Source organism: Acinetobacter pittii ANC 4050 (genome assembly GCF_000399685.1).
Taxonomy (GTDB): Bacteria; Pseudomonadota; Gammaproteobacteria; order Pseudomonadales; family Moraxellaceae; genus Acinetobacter; species Acinetobacter pittii_E.
The window spans coordinates 3,167,233-3,186,413 of the sequence record NZ_KB976987.1; the positions used below are offsets into that span (position 1 = coordinate 3,167,233).

Consider the following 19,181-nt stretch of genomic DNA (forward strand, 5'->3'; position numbering starts at 1 on the left):
ATTTATGCTTCAACTTCCAGATTGAATGTCACTGGACCATCATTTATTAAATGTACTTTCATGTCAGCAGCAAATATTCCAGTTTGAACTTTTTCAAATTGAGAATGCGCATATTCAACCAATTGCTCATATAACGCTTTTGCGTCGCTAGGTGGCATTGCTGGGCCAAAGTCTGGACGTAAACCCTTTTGTGTTTGTGCCATCAAGGTAAATTGTGACACGAGCAGGATTCCACCATTTGCTTGAGATACATTCCAGCCCATTTTGCCTTGCTCATCATCAAAGATTCGATATTTCAAAATCTTATCAATAAGCTTTTGGCCAACAGCCAAAGTATCATCTCGGCCAATGCCTAAAAACACCAGTAGGCCGTGTTGTATTTCGCCTGTAGTTTCACCGTCTACGACCACTTTGGCTTCAAGAACTCGTTGTATTAAAGCGCGCATAGTTAAAGCAAATTTCTATAATTAATTGAATTAATGTAGTTTAGCAGAATTTAAATTAAATGATTTTTAAAAGGAAATTTCATGGAACTGCAACAATGGTATAAAACCTCGCAATTCATCCATAAAAATATGCTTTAATGCTAAGAAGCAAGCGAATAATCATTGACTATGTCTCCAATTATCCATTCTTTACTAGATACAGACTTGTACAAATTTACGATGCTACAAGTGGTTTTGCATAAATTCCCGCAAACACATAGTGTCTATCATTTTCGTTGCAGAAACTTAGAAGATACAGTCTATCCGTTAGTGGATATTTTGGATGACTTAAACGAGCAACTCGACCATTTATGTAATCTCAAATATAAAGAAGACGAGCTACAATATTTACGAAAATTACGATTTATTAAAAGCGACTTTGTCGATTATTTAGAATTATTCCAACTCAAACGACGTTTTATTCAGGCAAGTATTGACGCCGAAGGCCGATTAGATATTCATATTGAAGGACCAATGGTCCAAGCCATGATGTTCGAGATTTTCGTTCTGGCCATTGTAAACGAATTATATTTTAGCCGTATCAAAACAGATCAAGTTTGGGCGGAAGGCGAACGCCGTTTACAAGCAAAACTCGAATTGATTCAGCAATATGAAAAGTCTCAACAGCCGAATGACCCACCGTTTTTAGTTTCTGATTTTGGTACGCGTCGTCGTTATAGCTTTGCATGGCAAAAACATGTCGTGGCAGCTTTTCATAAAACTGTACCAAATGTGTTTCGTGGTACAAGTAATGTATTACTGGCTAAAGAGCTTAACATTACCCCAATTGGGACCATGGCTCATGAATTCCTACAAGCGTTTCAGGCGCTTGATGTCCGCTTACGTGATTTCCAAAAAGCTGCTTTAGAAACATGGGTACAAGAGTATCGTGGAGATTTAGGAATTGCCCTAACTGATGTGGTGGGGATGGACGCCTTTTTACGTGATTTTGACCTGTATTTTGCAAAGCTATTTGATGGTTTACGTCATGACAGTGGTGACCCATATGAATGGGGTGATAAAGCTTATGCGCACTACCGTAAATTAAAAATTGATACCAAAACCAAAATGCTGACCTTTAGTGATGGTCTTAATTTGCCAAAGGCATGGGAACTGCATCAATACTTTAAAGATCGTTTTCAGGTGAGTTTCGGTATCGGAACTAACCTAACCAATGATATGGGACAAAAGCCGCTCAATATTGTGTTGAAACTTGTTGAATGTAATGGTCAGTCGGTTGCGAAAATCTCTGATAGTCCGGGTAAGACCATGACTGATAATGATACGTTCTTAGCCTATTTACGTCAGGTTTTTGAAATCGAAGAACTTGAAGAAGTGGTTTAAGTAAAAAGTAGTCTCGCTATTTTTTATTTTTAAAAGTGAGAATGCTGATATCTGATTTTCTGCTAAAGCGTAGCAGAAAATCAGAGTTTGTTAGATATATGCTTATGCTAATATGAAATTAAGCTGGTATAAAAAGAAACCATGACGATGACCCTCCCTGATTTTAAACTCGATTTATTAATAGAAGCAGAAGAGTTAGTGCCTTATTTAGGCAATGAATTTATTCGCGTTGTAGATTTGAGCCGTGCATCGGTTTATGAACAACTTCATGTTCCACATGCCATTCACTTACAACCAAAATGGTTGGTAGCTCAACATGAAGAAGCTACTGGTGTTTTGCCGGATGAAGCGGGCTTACAAGCACTGATTGAAAAATTGAATATTTCACCTCATCATCATGTTGTGGTCTATGACGATGAAGGCGGAGCATGGGCTGGGCGTTTAATCTGGAATTTGCATTGCTTAGGATTCACCCGTACCAGTTTAATTAATGGCGGTATCCATGCATGGTTAGGAGCAGGACTACCAACCACAGCAGAAGTCGAAAAAGTTTCTCCTGTTGCAGACTTAATTCAGATTGATTTATCGCATGCTGCTCAGTTCCGAGTGAACTATGAAGAGCTGCGCAAACAAGTTGAGCAAGAAAATGTGCAATTGTGGGATTGCCGCACGAGTGATGAATATAGTGGTGTCCGTTTAGCAGCGCGACGCGGCGGTCACATTCCAAATGCTCTCCATTTTGAATGGAGTACTGCACTTAATCGTGAAAATCATCTAAAATTGCATCCGCTTGAACGCACGCGGCAGCGCCTTGAACAACTGGGGTTTGATTTACATCAACCTGTAGTTGTGTACTGCCAGTCACATCACCGTTCCGGTTTGGCCTATATTCTGGCTAGACTCTTGGGCTGGGAAGCAAAAGCCTATGATGGTGCGTGGAGTGAATGGGGCAATCGCCTCGATAGTCCTATTATTACTGGAGAATCACCGTCGTGAGTTTCACATCTCGATTAAAAAAAGAATTATTTATTAAGGCACAAAATCTTGTACCACAGCATCAATTGAGCCGTGTGGTAGGTAAAGTGGCGGCGAGTGAAAATCCAGTTGTGAAAGCCGCTGTTATTCATGCATTTAAAACCAAATATGGGATTGATTTATCAATCGCTGAACAAGGCAATGCATTGAAATATAAATCTTTTAATGACTTTTTTACCCGCGCATTAAAAGAAGGTGTACGTTTAGTTGATGAAAATGCAGATAGTATTGTGTCTCCAGCGGATGGCGCAATTTCCCAAATTGGTAAGATCACTGCGGGTGAAGTATTTCAAGCGAAAGGCCAAAGTTTCTCTGTAGAGAAACTCATTGGTGATCCACAGCTTGCTCAACCATTCCAAGATGGTGAGTTCGCAACAGTTTATTTATCGCCGCGTGATTATCATCGTGTGCATATGCCGTTTGCAGGTACATTAACAGAAACGTTATATGTACCCGGCGAGCTATTTTCGGTAAATCAGGTCACTGCGGAAAATGTACCGGGTTTATTTGCTCGTAATGAACGTATGGTATGTTTGTTTGATACTGAGCTTGGCCGTATGGCGGTTGTTTTAGTGGGTGCAATGATTGTTGCCGGTATTGAAACTGTGGCAACAGGTAAAGTGAAACCTTCAGGTCGTATCGAATTACAGCATCATCAGTTAAAGCTAGAAAAAGGTGCTGAGCTTGGACGTTTTTATTTAGGTTCTACTGCGGTTATTTTATTTGAAAAAGATAAGATCGAATGGGAACAACGTTTTAAAGCTGAATCTGTAGTGGTAATGGGCGAGCGCATGGGACATACAGTTTAATCACTTTTATAGCCTGTATAATACAAATAAGCCCTGAATTTAATTATTCAGGGTTTATTTTTATTTATATTATATGGAAATATAATTATTATTAAGTGATCTAAATGAGTACGTTATATAAGCTAGTCTATAAATATGTATCTGAAGAGAGCAAAAATATTAATATAATTAAAAATTAATAAAGAAGAATATAGAGAAATATTTAAGTTAGACTTAAGTCGTAATTTTAATTTTATTTAAAGATAAGTGATTAAATATAAAAAATTATTTAATTTTTATAAACTCAAAAAACCTTGTTAGATATTGCGCATCTTTAGCTTTGGCACAATGCTTGCTAATTATTCAGGACCTTATAGTAATTTTCATATTTTTTTAGGTTCTGAAATCATGTTAAAAGTTAAACGTCTGACAGCTTCGGTTTTATCTGTACTTTGTATTTCACTCACTCATGCCAATGATTTTAAAGTTTTAAATCAAATTTCAAAACAACCTATTCAACTTCAAAGTGGCGAATATAAAGGGAATTATTATGTTCCATCTACTTTAAACACCATCACATGGGGCTATTTACCAAATCGAGATGCAAAACCCGTGCTTACTGTTCCGTCGGGTAGTGTTGTGACATTTGATACGGTTTCTCATGAAGGTTTGCTTGAAGACCAAGGGCGTAATGCTGAAAAGTTCTTTCAATCGAAGGGTGTAAAATCTAATGAAATCTTGGAAGATGCAAAAACAATTACGCAATCAAATTTAAAGCATGATTTTCATAAAGATGGGCCACATATTGTGACAGGTCCTGTTGCAATTGAAGGCGCACAGCCCGGTGATATTTTGAAAGTTGAAGTACTTAAAGTTGAGCCACGTGTACCTTACGGTGTTATTTCAAATCGACATGGTAAAGGTGCTTTAGTGGGGGAATTTCCAAAAAAAGCAAAGCAAGAAAATGCATCGGCTGAGTACCCTGAACGCTATGGAAATGTCTCAATTTTCACACCAATTGAAAAAAATGCTAAAGGTGAGTACGAAGGTGTATTAAAAACAGAATCGGGTAAATCAATACGTTTCCCGCTGTATCCTTTTATGGGAATCATGGGGGTAGCAGCCAATACTTCTGAACCTGTTCACTCTGTACCCCCTGCAATGTACGGTGGAAATATTGATATTAATGAATTAGGTGCAGGTTCAACAGCCTATTATCCTGTTCAGGTCAAAGGCGCATTATTCTATACGGGTGATAGCCATTTCGCGCAAGGGGATGGTGAAGTCGCATTAACTGCACTCGAAGCTTCAGCCCGAGCCACGCTGAAATTTACCTTACTCAAAGCCGGTAAGGACAAAATACCAGGCAAAGAGCTAAAACAACCTTTAGCTGAAAATGCTGAGTTTTGGATTACGCCGGGTCTTGATGAAGATTTAGATGAAGCGATGAAAAAGTCTACACGTGAAGCCATTCGTTTCTTAAACCAAGAATACGGTATTGATGAAGCAACGGCTTATGCGTATTTAAGTGCCGCAACTGATTTTGAAGTTTCACAAGTTGTAGATAAAACCAAAGGCATTCATGCAAAAATCAGAAAAGCTGATTTTAAAGAATTTGAAAGTAAATAGTTAAAAAAGGGAGCTAGGCTCCCTTTTAAGTTATTTAGTCCAACCATATTTTTTGAAAATAATATTACCTTGCTGAGACGATAAGAACTCTACAAAACGTTTCGCTTCAGCATCTTTTAAACTATGTTTTGTTAATGCTACACCTGTATCGCGATAGACAACCAGCTCTGGCTCGATAGGGATAATTTGCCCTACGTCTGGGTTACTAATTCCCCAAATATTAAAGACTAGCCAAGCATCGTAGCTGCTATTTTCTTCCCAATTTTTCTTGGCAATACCTGTGTTGGCAGCGTAGGTGACAATATTTTTTCGAAAAGATTTTGTTAATTGAATATTTCTGGTTCTACCCGCAATATCCTCCCACATACCGACTTGACCTGCACCATGCGTAACTAAAACTTTAACACCGGGTTTAGCGAGATCCTTAAATCCTTTAATATTTTTAGGATTTCCTTTTCTCACTAAAATCGCTGCGGGACGTAAATATAAAGGTTCTACCGAGTCTTTTATAATTTGTTCAGAAAAAGCATTTTCAAAATCAGACATCATCGCTTCGGAACCACTATAGATAACATCGGCATCTAATTTCGCTTTATCAGACCATTGAGAAGTTGGGCCAGAAGTCACATGGACTGCTATCCCCGTTTTTTTGGAGAATTGTTTGGCAGCTTCTTTCATTGCTGGGGCTGGCCCACCAGGACCATAGACTTGTATGTCTGCAAAGCTATGGATAGGTAGAGAACCGAGAATAAGACAAATCAGGTACGGTATAAATTTATATTGTTTTGACATTTTAATCACTATCGTAATTAAGAAAATATCAGCATATATTTTTTATTATTTAAATGGGATTAATTTTTTGCAACTATATTTATACTAGATATTCTTAAAAGATTTTCTATCAAATTTCAGCAATGATATTCAAAGTGTTTAGTGATTGAATATAAATATAGATAATTTTATGGTAATTTATATTTTATAAATTAATCATTTAAATAGATGTAATATTAATAATAGAGGAGTAATCCCTTGATTAGAAAAAGTAATTCCTTTCTTAAAATTTTATTTAGCAGTGTTTGTTTAATGTCTGGCTCTGCTATGGCAGCTCCAATTACAAATTTAAGTAAGCAAATTGTGAGTGAAAAGCCGGGTTCAATACTCTCTATAGAACAACAAAAAGTGACGGATTTATTTCCTCATGCCGATCAACGTTTGTTAGTCAATTATCGTAGTCGAGGTATTCAGAACGAACCCATCGTGGCATCGGCTTTTATTTTATTACCGAAAGGCACACCTCCAAAAAATGGCTGGCCTATACTTGCTTGGGCACATGGCACGACAGGAGTTGCTGATACCTGTGCACCTTCGGGTGATTATGTTGGTGGACCAGTTCATGCATATCAAGAAATTGCTTCAAAAGCTTTAGATAGTTGGTTGGCACGTGGTTATGCAGTTGTCGCACCTGATTATCAAGGCTTAGGTACTTTAGGTGCACATCCTTATATGAATGCAAAGAGCCAGCTACATACGGTGGTCGATGCTGTGCGGGCATTACATGTGCTTAAGCCTAAAGATTTTAATAAACAGTGGTTGGTGATGGGGCATAGTCAAGGTGGAGCTGCGGCAATTACAGTGGCGGCTTATGGTCAGAAAGATGCTCCCGAATTAGATTTAAAAGGAGCGATTGCACTTGCTCCGGGTGGTTATCAATATGAAGGCATTGCAGAATATGTGCTGAGTCATCCAAACCCAGAACCTAGTGTAGCCGCATTTTTCCCGATTGTATTGTTGGGAGCGCAAGCAGCGGAGCCAAGTATTGTTCCTGAAAATTTAGTTAGCCCAGAAATGAACACGGTGCTGACTCAAGCACGTAGCCGCTGTTTATCTGAACTCCAATCTGATTTGAAGAAATCGCCTTCGAGCATATTTCGACCTGATGCAGACTTAAAACCTCTTTTGACTTATCTAAAACAACAGTCCATTGAAAATATGGTGCCTACTGTACCGTTAATGATTGTTCAAGGTTCTAAAGATCATTTAGTCGACCCTAGAGGGACATCAGCTTATTACCAACAGTTATGTAAATTAAAAAAACCAACTATCTATCAAACAATTGATGGCGGAGATCACCGCGATGCATTACGTCAGAGCAATACGTTTGCCACTCACTTTTTAAATGTAATAGAAAAAAATCAGACGAAATCTTATTGTTCGAATTTTAAGTAACTTAGCTTAAATACTACAAAAAAGCCGACTTTTCATCAGTCGGCTTTTTATATATGCGGGGGCAACTTTAGGTCATGTTATAGAGTCTTTCTTTTGGAAAAACTGCGGTAAAGGTTGACCCTTCGTTTTCTTTAGACTGCACGTCTAAATACGCGCCGTGTTGCATTAATACGTGTTTTACAATCGCAAGGCCTAAACCAGTTCCACCTGTTTGACGACTACGATCGCTGTCTACGCGGTAGAAGCGCTCAGTCAGACGTGGCAAATGCTTAGGGTTAATACCAATACCTGTGTCTTGTACACTAAAGTATGCATGTTCACCATCGTCGTGCCAGCCAATGGTAATGGTTCCACCTTTAGGTGTGTACTTGATAGCATTGGTAATTAAGTTACTAAATGCACTAGCAATTTCCATGTCAGAACCAATCAAGTCGCAGTGGCTATCAATATGTAAATTGAGCGTGTGTCCATAATCGGCATTGTAGGCCTGAGCATCGTCAAAGAGTTGACTCATTAAACTCGGCATTTCAATAATCTGATTCTTTGCAATTTTTTTATTATTTTCTAAATTCGATAATAGTAGTAAGTCATTCACCAAAGCATTCATACGCTTGGTTTGTGACTGCATCTGATCAAACGCACGTTTCCAGCGCGGACTAATATCTTCCTGATCGGTAAATGTCTCGATATAACCACTCAGTACAGTTAATGGTGTACGAAGTTCATGAGAAATATTATCGACGAAGTCTTTACGCATTTGTTCAAGGTTGTGCATACGAGTCACATCGTAAGCCACCAATAAGCGACTTTCTCCACCAAATCTTGTGAGTTTAACCTGTACATATCGGTCATCATCAAAATTTGAGTGAAGCTTAATCCCATCGGGTGCCTGATCAATATTGTTAAAATATTCAATAAAGGTCGGCTGACGTAAGATCGTTAATAGATTTCGGCCGCGGTCGAGAGGACTGATTCCTAACAAACGTTCCGCAGCAGGGTTCCACCATTCGATTTGATGTTGGTCATCAATGAGTACAACCGCTTCAGCAAGCGCAACTAATGAAGACTGTGCTCGGTCAATTAAACCAACCATTTCGGCCTGAACAATTCGTTCTTGGCGCTGAGCACGGTAGACGTTAAATAATAATGCCCCCCAAATCCCATTAAGATTTGGAGGAACGTCATAAGGTTTATTCGCAATCCAGTCATTGACCAGATATAAAGAACGCAACTGGAGTGTAAAAAACACCACGAAGGCGATAAAAATACAACTCCAGAAATACCCGACGCCTAAACCGACTAAACCGGCAATGATTAGAAAAAATAATAAAAGCCGTAAATCTTGTTTGGCAAACGTCCATAAACTACTGTAGCGAGAAAGCTTTTGTTCACGTACCTGTTCAGGGACGGGGTAGGGTTCATACATAAATCTTGGTTAACCTGCGGCTAAATCTGCACGTGTAGAGAAACGGTAGCCAGTTCCACGTACGGTCTGAACAAATCGGTCAACACCAAAAGGTTCTAGTACTTTACGCAAACGACGGATATGCACATCGATAGTGCGGTCTTCAATATATACATTACCGCCCCATACCTGATCGAGCAACTGGGCACGCGTATATGCACGCTCCGGATGGGTCATAAAAAATGCAAGTAAGCGATATTCAGTTGGACCCATATCTAAAATACTGTTACCAAAGCTAACACGCTGGCTTACAGGATCAAGAATTAAACCATTGGCATCAATTGTTTTTTCACCACTTAATGCATTAGCACGACGCAGGACTGCCTTAATACGTGAAACCAGTTCACGTGTTGAAAAAGGCTTAGTCATGTAGTCATCTGCACCCGCGTCAAGACCTTGTACTTTGTGGTCTTCTTCTCCGCGAGCGGTGAGCATAATCACTGGAATTTCTGCTAAGTTCTCATCGCGTTTTAAGCGGCGACATAAATCGACACCGCTTACGCCTCCAGGTAACATCCAATCAAGCAAGATAAGCGCCGGACGTTGGTCGACGATAATTTGATGAGCTTGTTTGGCATCTTCTGCCTGTAAACATTGAAAGCCTGCCATGTCCAAAGAAGTATGGATCATTTCGCGAATAGGAAGCTCATCATCGACAATTAAAATGTAGTCATCTTTCACAACGCAATATCCTATAGATTTAACGGTGAACCGTTTTGTAGTTATGACAGGCTTATTACAAAGATTAATTATGACAATTTCATTGCAGAAAAGTCTATAAAATTGAATTTAGCAATAATTTGTGACAAAACCAAGGCAAAGGTATGACCAAATTATGACATATAATTTAGAGAATTCTTAAAATCATTCAATAAGTTACTATATTAAAGGTTTAACTGGTTTGTCCCATTTATAGCTGTCAAAAAACTTTAATATTATTTTGAAACTTGAGCTAATAAAGATAAGAAAACGATACGGCATGCGGTCAAAACCTGCTCAAGGGACTGCTCAAACCCTCCCATGACCCATCGAATCGCAATTTGAGTGACATATCCATTCAAACCAGTTGCGATTAAAGAAAGCTCATTTTCATGGTGTTGAATTTGGGGCATAGTCAGCATAACGAAGGCCTGAATCATGCGATCAAATTGCGCAAGTGTTTCTTGAATGGTGGCTTGATTATGTAATTCTTGTACCAGAACTGCATCGACATAGACGATGCGAGCTAATCTTGGGTCATCTTTTAAGGTAGTCAGCAGTGCTCTTAAACCTGCATCAACCATTTTTTCTGGATCGGGTGCAGCTTTAATCACGGCTTGCATCAGATTTTGCTGTAATTCTTCAATCATTTTTAAAAAGATGGTTTGGAATAAATCTTCACTCTTCTTAAATGATTCATAAAAATAACGTTCTGTGAGTTTTGCCTCTTGGCAGACATCTTTTACCGTCACTGAAAAAAAACCGAGCGTTCCGTAGGTCGCAATGCCTGCTTCAATCAGTTTTTCTCGGCGTGCCTCTTTACGTTCAGATAGAGATAATCCTTTGAACTGACGTTCTTTACTCACACTTTTTGTTTTCTTTTTACTGGTTGAGTCGTTAGTCGTCATAAATAAGTCGTTTCCTAATTTATAGGTTTTGGCCAAATATGCTCACTATGATAAAGCGCTCAGAAGAATTGTGCCATTCTATCTGAAATTACAGTGTACTATATTGACAATGTGTATTGTCAAAATTATATTGAAGATGTCTGAACTGCACATGCAATGAACCGGTTGTGCAAATATCGAAAAACAAAGGATGGACAATGAAAAATTTTAAAAACAAAGTCGCTGCAATTACGGGCGCAGGTTCTGGCATTGGGCAACAGCTAGCAATTCTTTTGGCAAAACAGGGCTGCCATCTTTCGTTGAGTGATATTAATGAAAAAGGATTACAACAAACTGTCGAGCTTTTAAAACCGTACAGTGATATTACTGTTACCACCAAAAAACTTGATGTGTCTGATCGCGAAGCGGTAAAGCAGTGGGCACAAGAAACTGTACAAGATCACGGTTCTGTTAACCTGATTTTTAACAATGCTGGTGTCGCGTTAGGTTCTACTGTTGAGGGTGCGACCTACGAAGATTTAGAGTGGATTGTTGGAATTAACTTCTGGGGTGTGGTTTACGGGACTAAAGAATTTTTACCGTTCATTAAGCAGACTCAAGATGGCCATATTATTAACATCTCAAGCTTATTTGGTCTGACTGCTCAACCGACTCAATCTGGTTATAACGCAACTAAATTTGCTGTACGTGGTTTTACCGAATCATTACGCCAAGAGCTAGATATCGAAAAAAGTGGCGTGAGCTCTTTGTGCGTACATCCGGGGGGAATTCGCACCAATATTGCTAAAGCGGCAAAAATGAGTGATAGCTTGAGTAGTTTGGGTATGGACCCGACGAAATCAATTCAAAACTTTGACAAGTTACTACGTACTCCACCAGAAGAAGCTGCATGTCAAATCTTGGATGCCGTTTTGAAAAATAAACGCCGTTTATTGATTGGTAGTGACGCAAAAATTCTTGATGCTTTTCAGCGTTTGTTCCCAACAGGATATCAACGTGCTTCAACCATTGTGACCAAATGGATGAAATAAGATTTAAATTAAAAAAGCCATCAATTGATGGCTTTTTTATATGGTTTAGATCGTTCTAAATAAGAACTTTGATCTTCTTTTTCTTCCAGATAAATTGGTAATACAGGCCTTGGATAATACATAAACTGACAAATGCCAAGGCATAGGCAACCCAGATGCCTTTAAGGCCCCATATTGAGCTAAACCAATAAGCACATGGAATTTCAATAAATAAAATAGCCGAGATATTGATTAGCATTGGGACAGTCACAGTTCCACTGGCACGCATGATCGATGCAAAAATGGCACCCGCACCAAAGAATAGAATTGCCCAAAGTACAATAAATAAAAGTTGTTGCCCTAACACCACCACAGTTGGGTCGGTAATAAACAAAGCCATTAAATATTTTGAAAATAGATAGCCAAGTGCAATTAAAGCACCTGTAAATAAAAAGTTCATTCCCAAAGCTGTGCGGGTTACTCGTGCTAACAGATCTGATTTGCCGGCCCCAATCGCTTGTGCTGCAAAAATTGAAGCCGCAATTGAGATGGATAAGGCAGGAAACTGAATATAGTTGAGTACCTGATTCACTGCACCATACGCTGCTGTAGCATGTGATCCATAACGGTTGACCAGTCCAACAATAACCAAACCTGCCATTGAGGTGGTAATCATTTGAATACCGGTTGGGACACCTAAGCGCAAAATGATTTTGCTCAGTTCTGGATTATGACGGATATGTTGCAGAAGCTGACGATTCGGGCGAAGTGGATGATTTTTCTTATTTAGATAAATCGCAAGAAAAATTAATATGGCGATATAACTAATAATTGAGGCTATAGCAGGTGCAATAATCCCTAGAGCAGGAAAGCCAAAATAACCTTTAAGTAGAATGGGTGTAATAATTACGCCGATCACGCTGGTTAAAGCAAGAGCCAGCAAAGGGGTGGTACTGTCGCCGACACCACGTAAAATTGAGGTATAGATAATATATACAAACAGAAGCGGGCTACCCGCCAGCATCCATTGTACATAAGGTAAAGCGAGATGCATCACCTTTGGATCTGTACCTAATAACTCTAAAATATCATGGGCAAAAAACACACCGATAATCGCGGTAATTACCCCACCAATCAGTGTCATAAACAGAGTAGAGCCAACCACACTTTGGACTTTTTCTATATTTTGCGCGCCCCACGCTTGTCCCACTAAAACAGTAGTACCCGTTGATATCCCGATAATAAAAGCAAGGAGCAAGAATAAAATAGGAAAATATACAGAAACTGCCGCAATTGCATCTACTCCCATCATTTGACCAACAAAGATGGTGTTAATCGTTCCCGACAAGTTCTGCAAAATATTGGTTGCAATGAGGGGCAATAAGAAAACAAAAAATGCTTTCCATAGATTTTGCTGATGAATTAAAGACTGTCTTGGTGGCATGTATTCTCCATCGCCCATCTCTTTGATGAGCGGGGCGGATATTCAACTTAGCATAGTTGGAGCGAATGACTTGTAGTATTTTTACAGTGCTAAGTGGCTAAATTTATTAACATTCATTCAAGATTTCTCCTGCTTTTTGCAGAGTTTCATCATTTTTTGCAAAGCAGAATCGAATCAAACGTAAAGACTCAGGCGCTTGCTGATAGAAAACCGAAACTGGAATAGCCACGATCTTATGTTGCTCAGCTAAAAATTGGCACATTTCCACATCGTTTAAGTCGGGTCTAATTTGACTGTAATCGAGATTTTGAAAATAAGTACCTTGAGATGGTTTTAGTAAAAAACGACTATTGTGAATCGCCTGATTAAACCGATCTCGCTTAGTTTGATAAAACTGCGAAAGCTCTTGAATATGTTCTGGATGTTGTTCCATGTATTGCGCTAGAGCAATTTGACAAGGTGTCGTGCCACAGAAATTTGCATATTGGTAAATCTGGCGGAATAAACGCATTAACTCAGGTGAGGCGACGCAATAACCTGTTTTCCAGCCCGTCACATGAAAGGTTTTTCCAAAAGACCCAATCACAAAACTACGCTCTCTGAGTTCTGGAAAATGCAATGCACTAAAGTGTTGCTGACCATCAAAAACTAGGTGTTCATAGACCTCATCGGATAAAACTACAATATTTTTATCTCGAATCAGTTCAATAAGCTCTAACCAATCTTGTTTCGCCCAGATAGTCCCTGTTGGATTATGAGGAGTATTCACCACAATCATTCGGGTTTTGTCATTAATCAGATCTTTAACTTGTTGCCAGTTCACCCTAAAGTCAGGGGCTTGCAGAGCAATATGAATTGCTTTACCGCCTGCTAACTCGACAGAAGGGCCGTAGCTGTCATAACTTGGGTCGAAAATAATGACTTCATCACCTGCAGTGATGCAGGCTTGTATGGCACAAAAAATTGCAATGGTTGCGCCGGGCGTAATCGTGATTTGAGTTACAGGGTCAAGTTGAAGCTGATCGCGCTGTTGAAATTGTAAAGCGAGTTGCTCCCGTAAACCGAAAATACCGTCACCAGGTGGATATTGATTATGTCCAGCTAAAGTTGCCTGAGATAGAGCTTCCAGCAGGGCCTGTGGTGCCGGAAAATCTGGAAAACCTTGTGACAGGTTGAGTGCACCTAGACGATGTGCCAGTGCCGTCATGGTACTAAAAATAGTTACGCCTTGAGTGGCCAATTTTGACTTTAGCTGTAGCATATTGTTCTCTTTTTTAAAATATTTAAAGTTATAAAATTGATTCAATCACTGCCCGAATTACACCGAGTGTCAAACCAATAAATGCACCGACTACAACGCCATTCACTCGGATCATGTGTAAGTCGCCACCGACTTCATTTTCAATTTTCCCAATCATTTCGCGCGAATCCCATTCATGAATGCGCTCACTCACATAGCGTATGATTTTATGGCTATATTGATCCGTAAAATTCATAGCAAGTCCTGTCATTTCTTTGTTGAGAACTTCACGTACTTTTACATTCTGAACAAGGTTTTCACCCAGTTGCTGGATAGCCGCTCTTAAGTTCATTGCAATGCCAGAGTCTTCTTTCATTAAATCTTCTTTAATGGCATCACACAGAATCGTGACAGCACCACTAATAAAATTTAGAACTTGCGGACTGTCTAGCAGCGCATCCTTACCGCTGTTAAGGCGCTGACTCGCAACGCTTTCTGGTTTCGCCAGCTCAAGCATAAGTGAATGAGCAATGGTTTCAATTTCTTGTCGCCATGGGTGTTCATGGTCTGCCAGCATCGATTCTACTTTTTCAACCAAGGAGTCGATGGTGCGTTGTTGAACGTCAATACCAATCCAGCTTGCACCTCTTGCAAGAGACCATACGCCTAACGCTTTAAACATTTTTCTGGTTAATTCACGAGTTTTATCCGGATTTTGTACTACCCACTCATGAGCGATATCCAGACCTCGCTGCAATACATCTTGGTGGAAATCATTTTCCAATACTGCACGCAGCATTTCACTTGCGAGTTTATTAACTTGAGTATTACGTACCCATTGCACGCTGTTATTTTGCACAAAATTAGCAATTTGTTCTTGGCTAACAAATTCAAAAATTTTCGGCACAGTTTGCTGAATGAGCTCTACCACTTGTGTATTGTTTTGTGGACTTGCTAACCATTGACCAATTGCGAGGCTTAAGTCAGTTTTTTCTAAGCTACGTTCGACTACTTGAGGTGAAAGAAAATTTTCTTGTACAAAACGGCCCATTGACTCTGCAATACGTGCCTTGTTGCGTGGAATAATCTCGGTGTGGTCACGTAAAAACTTAGGAATTGGCAGCTTACCAAATGGGTTACGAAACAGAACGGTAATCGCGTACCAGTCGGCTAAACCACCGACTACACCTGCTTCAGCGCCCAGCATTAAAATATGAATAAAATCTGTGTACTCTGGCAGAAACCGGTCGGCAACCATCAGTGCGACCCATAGCACAACGACGATAATTAGCGCTAGAGTGGCAAAATATTTGCTACGTTTAAGACTGGGCACGTGGTGGACTTCTTCTACCATGCTCATACATTTATCCTATTCATTTTTGTTTTACTGGCGGCTCAGGCGGTGGCAACAGCGCTCCTGTCGGACTCAATCCATATTTTTGACCGATTGATTTCAAGATCAAGGTTGCATCAAAAGCGTCCTGAGGAGCCTGTTTTTGATCCCGATAACATTCAATAGTATACGACACTTGAACAGGATCGATATTGACCACTTGTGGGTAATCATAGAACGGATCATGCCAGAAACCTGGATAGCGTCGACCATAGCCATAAGGATAAAAACTTGGAGCAGATGGATAAATCACAGCCTGACGTGGTGGTTTTTGACTCTGATTACTTGGGTCATTGAGTACTTTAAAAAAGCGGAAACCTTTTTGTACGGTCGTTTGTGCAGATTTTACCAAGGTGATTTCTTCAGCTCTGCCATAACTCATGTTTGAATCGGCTTGAAAACTAATACGAAACGTTTGGGCATTTAAAGGATATGCTGAAAACTGGCCAAGCTGATCAAAGGTTCTTGGTTTACTTGGCGTGGTTGCACATGCAGTTAAGGTTAAGGCAGTGCCTAAAGCTAAACAAAGAGAGAGATATTTCATGATGAACTCCCGACTGAGCATTAAAAAATAATGACTCAGCATTAAAAATTAAGAAACTTTAAAAACTACTGTTTGGTTCTAATAAAAATTCGGTTTCCTCTGGAGTAGAAACACGTCCGAGAATAGTATTGCGATGAGGATAGCGTCCAAAACGGTCAATAATGACTTTATGCTTTTTCTCAAAGCTTAAATTAATTTCATTGCCGAGGCGTTGAAATAATTTTAAGGCAAACTCATGAATCAATTTTGATTCACTATGCATAAACGGCATATATAAAAAAGAGCGTTGCTCTGGATTAAGTTGTGCATCGAGTTGCAAACTAATTGCCTCTTGTGCCAACGCTAATGCCAAGCTGTCATAGGCAAAAGATTGAGGCTGATCACGATAGATGTTGCGAGAAAATTGGTCTAGTACAATAATCTCTGCTAAACGGCCTTCTGCTGTTTTTCGCCAAGACCAGAGTTCTGCTTGAGTTGCCTGTCGATGAACATCAGAAAAATTTTCACGGATTTTTTTGTCAAAATCATCACTTTTCGCAAACCAAAGTGAACGGTGTTCAGGAGAAAACCAGAAATTTAAAATGTCTTGTTCGTTCATGATATTGACAACTCTTTAGCAATTATTCTTCAATAAAATCACAATTCTTTCGTGTCTTAAATAACAAGATTGTGATAAAAATTGCCAAACTGGAATGATGTGATTATATAAATAGCCGTATCATCTCACGATTTTGTATATAGTGATCTTTAATAAGCGAGCAAATGCATGAGTCAACCCACTACACCATCTCAATCAGTTATTCCTGCTTGGGTGGATTCGTCGCTACTACAAGGCATGTTACGTGGAATAGAGCGTGAAAGCCTACGTATGCAAAGTAATGGGTTCTTATCACAAGAGTTACATCCGAAGGCATTAGGTTCAGCTTTAACACATCCACAAATTACGACTGATTATTCAGAAGCGTTGATGGAGTTTATTACTTCACCTAAGCCAACGATTGAAGAAGCTTTGCATGAGCTCACCGATATTCACGCGGTTGTACACCGTCATTTAGAAAATGGCGAAAAACTCTGGCCGCTTTCGATGCCATGTATGTTAGATGACAATGAAGAACGGATTCGTCTAGCACAATACGGCACCTCTAATATTGGTCGTTTTAAAACACTCTATCGCCGTGGGTTAGGAATTCGATATGGCCGTCGTATGCAGACCATTTCAGGAGTGCATTACAACTTATCTTTCCCAGATACACTTTTTGCTGAGCTACAAGCTCACGAAACTGACGAACAATTAAAATCATTAAGTTTGCAGGATTATCGTAGCCATCGTTATTTTGGGCTTATTCGTAACTTCATTCGTTTAACACCATTAGTGATGTTCTTGGTGGGCGCAAGTCCAACAGTATGTCGCTGTTTCTTGACCGGACATAAACATCATTTGTTGCCTTTAATCAAAGGTTCATACTATTTACCGTATGCTACTGCACTCCGTATGGGACGATTGGGTTATCAAAACTCGGCTCAAAAAAGCTTAGGTATTCATTACAACAATTTGACTGGCTATCTAGATGGTTTACAAAAAGCCGTTCATTCTCCTTACCCGCCATTTAGCCGTTTAGGGTTAAATGATGCCTCTGGTGAGCCGTTGCAAATTAATGATCATGTTTTACAGATCGAGAATGAATATTACAGTCTAGTACGTCCAAAACAGGTGCCTCAAGCAGGTGAAACACCGTCTCAAGCTTTGAAAAATCGAGGCGTGGGTTATGTTGAATTACGTGCTGTTGATGTAAATCCCTATTCGGCAATTGGCGTTGATGAAACGACAGCAGGCTTCCTTGAAGTGTTAGCACTTTATTGTTTGCTAAGTGATAGCCCAGATTTGTTAGGTCCAGAGCAAGACTTGGTTGAGAAAAATCAGACAGAAGTGGTGAACCGAGGCCGAGCGCCGAACGCAACCATTACAGATTTAACTGGGTCATATCACATCGAAGATTGGGCACGTCTGTATATTGCAAAAATGCAAGATTGTGCGCAGTTACTCGATCAGACCTACGCAACGGACTTGTATAGTTCAGCTTTAGCGGTCATGCAAGCACGAATTGATGAAGTTGATGAGACTTTGTCTGCACATGTTATTGACGATACGTTAAAGCATGGTGGAACTTGGAGTTTTGGTAGCCACATGGCTCAGTTACATGCGGAAAGTTATGAACAGCATGAGCTTAGTGTGGACACTTTGAAACATTTTGAACAATTGGCTGCACAATCTTTACAGCAGCAAGAACAACTTGAACAAGATACTCAGGTCAGTTTTGATCAATATCTTGAACAATATCGATAATAAAACGAGGTTTTACATGCGATTAAGTTACCGTTTGGTGAGTGGACTACTTGTTTTAGCAAGTATTGTCGGCATGTCTTTTGCGTTGTATTTGGAGCATGTAAAAGGTTTAGAGCCATGTCCGCTCTGTATTTTTCAACGTGTTGGCTTAATGGCGATGGGCCTTGTAGCACTAATTGCCTTTTTACATAACCCAGTTTCCAACGCGGTGAAACGTTTTTATGCATTTTTAGCAGGCATCGCAATTTTATGGTCAGTAGGTGTGGCAGGACGTCATGTCTGGTTGCAACATTTACCACCTGATCAAGTACCAAGTTGTGGTCCGGGATTAAATTACCTCATTGATGCTTTACCAATGAAAATGGTTTTACAAGAAGTATTGTCAGGTTCAGGTGAATGTGCAGCAATTGATTGGACCTTTTTAGGTCAATCTTTACCAGTTTGGTCATTTGTTTATTTTCTTTTGATATTACTGGTTTGTTTATGGCAATTGTTCCGTTTTTATCCAGTATTTAAGACTGCTAAAAAGTAAGTTTAAAGTGGTTAAAGAAAAGCTCAATATAAGTTGGGCTTTTTTATTACTTTCGAATAAGTGAAAATATAAAAATAACGCATAATTTTGTAGAC

General features: G+C 39.5%; 18 protein-coding genes. 8 read left to right on the top strand and 10 right to left on the bottom strand.

Annotated elements, in window-relative coordinates; all coding sequences use genetic code 11:
* Window positions 1-2: 2 nt before the first annotated feature.
* On the bottom strand, window positions 3-446 hold the full coding sequence (gene dtd / locus F931_RS18615) for a D-aminoacyl-tRNA deacylase (RefSeq protein WP_016142711.1): 444 nt from the start codon (window positions 444-446) through the stop codon (window positions 3-5).
* 168 nt (window positions 447-614) lie between these two features.
* Between dtd and pncB the strand changes: the two genes are divergently transcribed.
* The 4 genes from pncB to F931_RS18635 all read left to right on the top strand — a co-directional run bounded on the left by pncB (window position 615) and on the right by F931_RS18635 (window position 5,281).
* The gene (pncB, locus tag F931_RS18620) at window positions 615-1,829 is read left to right on the top strand and encodes a nicotinate phosphoribosyltransferase (RefSeq protein WP_016142712.1); all 1,215 of its coding nucleotides are present in this window, start codon (window positions 615-617) and stop codon (window positions 1,827-1,829) included.
* 147 nt (window positions 1,830-1,976) lie between these two features.
* The gene (rhdA, locus tag F931_RS18625; protein WP_025470418.1) at window positions 1,977-2,825 is read left to right on the top strand and encodes a sulfurtransferase; all 849 of its coding nucleotides are present in this window, start codon (window positions 1,977-1,979) and stop codon (window positions 2,823-2,825) included.
* Entirely contained in the window at window positions 2,822-3,673 is an 852-nt protein-coding gene (asd, locus tag F931_RS18630; RefSeq protein WP_016142714.1) for an archaetidylserine decarboxylase, read from the top strand. The genes rhdA and asd overlap by 4 nt, the downstream gene beginning before the upstream one ends.
* Window positions 3,674-4,060: 387 nt before the next feature.
* Window positions 4,061-5,281, top strand: coding sequence for an acetamidase/formamidase family protein (locus tag F931_RS18635; protein WP_025470419.1), 1,221 nt, complete (start codon window positions 4,061-4,063; stop codon window positions 5,279-5,281).
* Between the two features lie 30 nt (window positions 5,282-5,311).
* On the opposite strand, the gene F931_RS18640 is transcribed toward F931_RS18635, so the two are convergent.
* Window positions 5,312-6,073 carry an AcfC family putative adhesin gene (locus F931_RS18640; protein WP_016142716.1) on the bottom strand — a complete coding sequence of 254 codons (762 nt, stop codon included), beginning with the start codon at window positions 6,071-6,073 and terminating at the stop codon, window positions 5,312-5,314.
* 237 nt (window positions 6,074-6,310) lie between these two features.
* Between F931_RS18640 and F931_RS18645 the strand changes: the two genes are divergently transcribed.
* Complete coding sequence (locus tag F931_RS18645; protein ID WP_025470420.1) at window positions 6,311-7,507, top strand: alpha/beta fold hydrolase; 1,197 nt, start codon at window positions 6,311-6,313, stop codon at window positions 7,505-7,507.
* 67 nt (window positions 7,508-7,574) lie between these two features.
* On the opposite strand, the gene phoR is transcribed toward F931_RS18645, so the two are convergent.
* The 3 genes from phoR to F931_RS18660 all read right to left on the bottom strand — a co-directional run bounded on the left by phoR (window position 7,575) and on the right by F931_RS18660 (window position 10,579).
* Complete coding sequence (gene phoR / locus F931_RS18650) at window positions 7,575-8,933, bottom strand: phosphate regulon sensor histidine kinase PhoR (RefSeq protein ID WP_005300516.1); 1,359 nt, start codon at window positions 8,931-8,933, stop codon at window positions 7,575-7,577.
* Window positions 8,934-8,942: 9 nt separating this feature from the next.
* Complete coding sequence (gene phoB / locus F931_RS18655; protein WP_000650776.1) at window positions 8,943-9,653, bottom strand: phosphate regulon transcriptional regulator PhoB; 711 nt, start codon at window positions 9,651-9,653, stop codon at window positions 8,943-8,945.
* Window positions 9,654-9,907: 254 nt separating this feature from the next.
* On the bottom strand, window positions 9,908-10,579 hold the full coding sequence (locus F931_RS18660) for a TetR/AcrR family transcriptional regulator (protein ID WP_016142718.1): 672 nt from the start codon (window positions 10,577-10,579) through the stop codon (window positions 9,908-9,910).
* A 197-nt stretch (window positions 10,580-10,776) separates the two neighbouring features.
* On the opposite strand from F931_RS18660, the gene F931_RS18665 reads away from it, so the two are divergent.
* On the top strand, window positions 10,777-11,610 hold the full coding sequence (locus F931_RS18665; RefSeq protein WP_016142719.1) for an SDR family NAD(P)-dependent oxidoreductase: 834 nt from the start codon (window positions 10,777-10,779) through the stop codon (window positions 11,608-11,610).
* Window positions 11,611-11,665: 55 nt separating this feature from the next.
* Here F931_RS18665 and ypnP read toward each other — a convergent pair whose 3' ends face one another.
* From ypnP to F931_RS18690, 5 genes are all read right to left on the bottom strand, one after another.
* A complete protein-coding gene (gene ypnP / locus F931_RS18670; protein WP_016142720.1) occupies window positions 11,666-13,033 on the bottom strand; it encodes an MATE family efflux transporter in 1,368 nt (455 codons plus the stop codon).
* A 106-nt stretch (window positions 13,034-13,139) separates the two neighbouring features.
* Complete coding sequence (ybdL, locus tag F931_RS18675; protein ID WP_016142721.1) at window positions 13,140-14,294, bottom strand: pyridoxal phosphate-dependent aminotransferase; 1,155 nt, start codon at window positions 14,292-14,294, stop codon at window positions 13,140-13,142.
* A 28-nt stretch (window positions 14,295-14,322) separates the two neighbouring features.
* On the bottom strand, window positions 14,323-15,633 hold the full coding sequence (locus F931_RS18680) for a DUF445 domain-containing protein (RefSeq protein ID WP_016142722.1): 1,311 nt from the start codon (window positions 15,631-15,633) through the stop codon (window positions 14,323-14,325).
* 13 nt (window positions 15,634-15,646) lie between these two features.
* Window positions 15,647-16,210: a CC0125/CC1285 family lipoprotein gene (locus F931_RS18685; RefSeq protein WP_016142723.1), complete on the bottom strand. Its 564-nt coding sequence runs from the start codon at window positions 16,208-16,210 to the stop codon at window positions 15,647-15,649.
* A gap of 58 nt (window positions 16,211-16,268) precedes the next feature.
* Window positions 16,269-16,808 (bottom strand): DUF924 family protein, encoded by a 540-nt coding sequence (locus F931_RS18690; protein ID WP_002121850.1) that lies wholly within the window; start codon window positions 16,806-16,808, stop codon window positions 16,269-16,271.
* A gap of 168 nt (window positions 16,809-16,976) precedes the next feature.
* Here F931_RS18690 and gshA point away from each other — a divergent pair, with 168 nt between their 5' ends.
* Both gshA and F931_RS18700 read left to right on the top strand, forming a co-directional pair.
* Window positions 16,977-18,554, top strand: a complete 1,578-nt coding sequence (gene gshA / locus F931_RS18695) for a glutamate--cysteine ligase (RefSeq protein ID WP_016142724.1) — start codon at window positions 16,977-16,979, stop codon at window positions 18,552-18,554.
* Between the two features lie 16 nt (window positions 18,555-18,570).
* Window positions 18,571-19,086 carry a disulfide bond formation protein B gene (locus F931_RS18700; RefSeq protein ID WP_016142725.1) on the top strand — a complete coding sequence of 172 codons (516 nt, stop codon included), beginning with the start codon at window positions 18,571-18,573 and terminating at the stop codon, window positions 19,084-19,086.
* Window positions 19,087-19,181: the final 95 nt, after the last annotated feature.

Excerpts from the sequence above, each read along its gene's own strand:
- dtd (WP_016142711.1), bottom strand. The coding sequence starts at position 446 with ATGCGCGCTTTAATACAACGAGTTCTTGAAGCCAAAGTGGTCGTAGAC.
- pncB (WP_016142712.1), top strand. The coding sequence starts at position 615 with ATGTCTCCAATTATCCATTCTTTACTAGATACAGACTTGTACAAATTT.
- rhdA (WP_025470418.1), top strand. The coding sequence starts at position 1,977 with ATGACCCTCCCTGATTTTAAACTCGATTTATTAATAGAAGCAGAAGAG.
- F931_RS18635 (WP_025470419.1), top strand. The coding sequence starts at position 4,061 with ATGTTAAAAGTTAAACGTCTGACAGCTTCGGTTTTATCTGTACTTTGT.
- F931_RS18640 (WP_016142716.1), bottom strand. The coding sequence starts at position 6,073 with ATGTCAAAACAATATAAATTTATACCGTACCTGATTTGTCTTATTCTC.
- phoR (WP_005300516.1), bottom strand. The coding sequence starts at position 8,933 with ATGTATGAACCCTACCCCGTCCCTGAACAGGTACGTGAACAAAAGCTT.
- F931_RS18660 (WP_016142718.1), bottom strand. The coding sequence starts at position 10,579 with ATGACGACTAACGACTCAACCAGTAAAAAGAAAACAAAAAGTGTGAGT.
- F931_RS18665 (WP_016142719.1), top strand. The coding sequence starts at position 10,777 with ATGAAAAATTTTAAAAACAAAGTCGCTGCAATTACGGGCGCAGGTTCT.
- ypnP (WP_016142720.1), bottom strand. The coding sequence starts at position 13,033 with ATGCCACCAAGACAGTCTTTAATTCATCAGCAAAATCTATGGAAAGCA.
- ybdL (WP_016142721.1), bottom strand. The coding sequence starts at position 14,294 with ATGCTACAGCTAAAGTCAAAATTGGCCACTCAAGGCGTAACTATTTTT.
- F931_RS18680 (WP_016142722.1), bottom strand. The coding sequence starts at position 15,633 with ATGAGCATGGTAGAAGAAGTCCACCACGTGCCCAGTCTTAAACGTAGC.
- F931_RS18685 (WP_016142723.1), bottom strand. The coding sequence starts at position 16,210 with ATGAAATATCTCTCTCTTTGTTTAGCTTTAGGCACTGCCTTAACCTTA.
- F931_RS18690 (WP_002121850.1), bottom strand. The coding sequence starts at position 16,808 with ATGAACGAACAAGACATTTTAAATTTCTGGTTTTCTCCTGAACACCGT.
- gshA (WP_016142724.1), top strand. The coding sequence starts at position 16,977 with ATGAGTCAACCCACTACACCATCTCAATCAGTTATTCCTGCTTGGGTG.
- F931_RS18700 (WP_016142725.1), top strand. The coding sequence starts at position 18,571 with ATGCGATTAAGTTACCGTTTGGTGAGTGGACTACTTGTTTTAGCAAGT.